1 protein-coding gene is annotated in these 1,961 nt (G+C 62.9%); it reads left to right on the top strand.

What is annotated here, in order from left to right; genetic code table 11:
• The coding region (locus tag VF436_RS14755; RefSeq protein ID WP_330904793.1) for a condensation domain-containing protein at positions 1 to 1,961 on the top strand (1,961 nt) is incomplete at both ends.

The following is a 1,961-nucleotide window of genomic DNA, read 5'->3' as shown; positions in this document are numbered from 1 at the left end:
CCTGCATCGTCCGGGGCTTACGGCGGAACGGTTCGTCGCCAATCCGTGGACGTCCGGCGCACGGATGTACCGCACGGGAGATCTGGTGCGCCGGGAGGCCGATGGGCGACTGCGATTCCTGGGTCGTGTCGATCATCAGGTAAAGATCCGCGGTTTCCGCATCGAGCTGGGCGAGATCGAGGCGGTACTGGCCGCGCAGCCCGACGTAGCACAGGCCGTGGTGGTGGCACGCGATGCCGCCGCCGGGCACAAGCAACTGGTGGCGTATGTGGCGGCGGTCGAGGGTGTCCGGCCCGATAGCACGGCCCTGCGCCAGGCCGTTGCCGCGGCCCTGCCCGATTACATGTTGCCGACGGCCTTCGTGACGCTGGATACGCTGCCACTCACGCCCAGCGGCAAGATCGATCGCAAGGCGTTGCCCGCGCCTGATTGGGACCAGGCAGGCAAACGCATGCCTCGTACGCATCATGAGAACGTGCTGGCCGGCATCTTCGCCGCCGTTCTCGACCTGCCTCTCGTGGGCATTGATGACAATTTCTTCCATCTGGGTGGCCAGTCATTGCTGGCTACGCGCCTGATCAGCCGAATTCGCTCGACACTCAATGTCGATCTCACCTTGGGCGATCTGTTTGATGCGCCCACGGTGGCCAGTCTCAGCCAGCGCGTGGGCGGTTCTTCATCGCAGCGTCTTCCACTGGCAGCCTATGAGCGCACCGAGCAGGACGCGATCCCGCTTTCCCACGCGCAACAGCGCCTATGGTTCATCCAGCAGTTGGAGGGCCCCACTGGCACCTACAACATTCCGTTGGCGCTTGAACTGAATGGTCAACTGGATCAGGCGCAACTGCGGCAGGCACTCTGCGATGTCATCGAGCGCCACGAAATACTTCGTACCTTGCTGGTTGAGTTTGACGGAGTTCCCTATCAGCAGGTCCTCCCTTCGACGCAGGCCATAAGTGCTTTTGCGGAACAGACCGTTGATGCGCTATCCCTGCAATCGGCATTGATTACCGATGCAGCGCACGGTTTCGATCTGGCTACCCAGATACCGCTTCGCACGCATCTGTATCGAGTGCACGACAGCCTGCACGTACTATTGCTGGTGCTGCATCACATTGCCGGCGACGGCTGGTCGCTGGTGCCCTTGGCGCGTGACCTGACTTTCGCGTATGCCTCGCGCTGCGCCGGCCAGCCACCGGCATGGACGCCACTGCCGGTGCAGTACGCCGACTATGCCCTGTGGCAACGCGAATGGCTGGGCGACGAAGCCGATCCGCAAAGCGCCCTTGCCGTGCAAAGCGCTTTCTGGCGCCAGACCCTGGCCGATCTCCCTGGCCAGATCAACCTGCCCACGGATCGCCCCCGGCCCGTGGTCTCCAGTCATCGTGGAGGCGTGGTCAACATCCAGATCGATGCGGCCGTCCACGCCGCCTTGCTGCGTCTGGCCCGTGAGCAGCATGCCACCTTGTTCATGGTGCTGCATGCCGCCCTGGCGCTATTCCTGGGACGCATGGGCGCCGGACAGGACATCGTGATCGGCAGTCCCATCGCCGGACGTACCGATGACGCTCTGGACGACCTGGTCGGTTTTTTCGTCAACACCCTGGTTCTACGCACGGACCTGTCTGGCCGGCCAACCTTCGAGCAACTGCTCGCACGCGTACGCAAGGCAGACCTGGCTGCATTCATGCACCAGGACCTGCCGTTCGAGCGTCTGGTCGAAATGCTCAATCCGGTGCGTTCGCTCAACCACCATCCCTTGTTCCAGGTATTGCTGGCCGTGCAGAACCACACGCCAGCGCCCTTCGAGCTGCCGGGCCTGACGGTCAGCGCATCGACCGTGGATGTGCCGGCGGCCAAGTTCGACTTGAGTTTCAGCTTTACCGAACAGCATCGGGCTGATGGCACTGCCGATGGCCTGGCAGGCAGCATCGAATACGCCACGGACCTGTTCGACGAAA

The sequence above is a fragment of the Dyella sp. genome (genome assembly GCF_036384435.1).
Classification (GTDB): Bacteria; Pseudomonadota; Gammaproteobacteria; order Xanthomonadales; family Rhodanobacteraceae; genus GSA-30.
The sequence above is the reverse complement of the archived record's forward strand: the minus strand, read 5'-3'. Positions and strand labels throughout refer to the sequence as shown.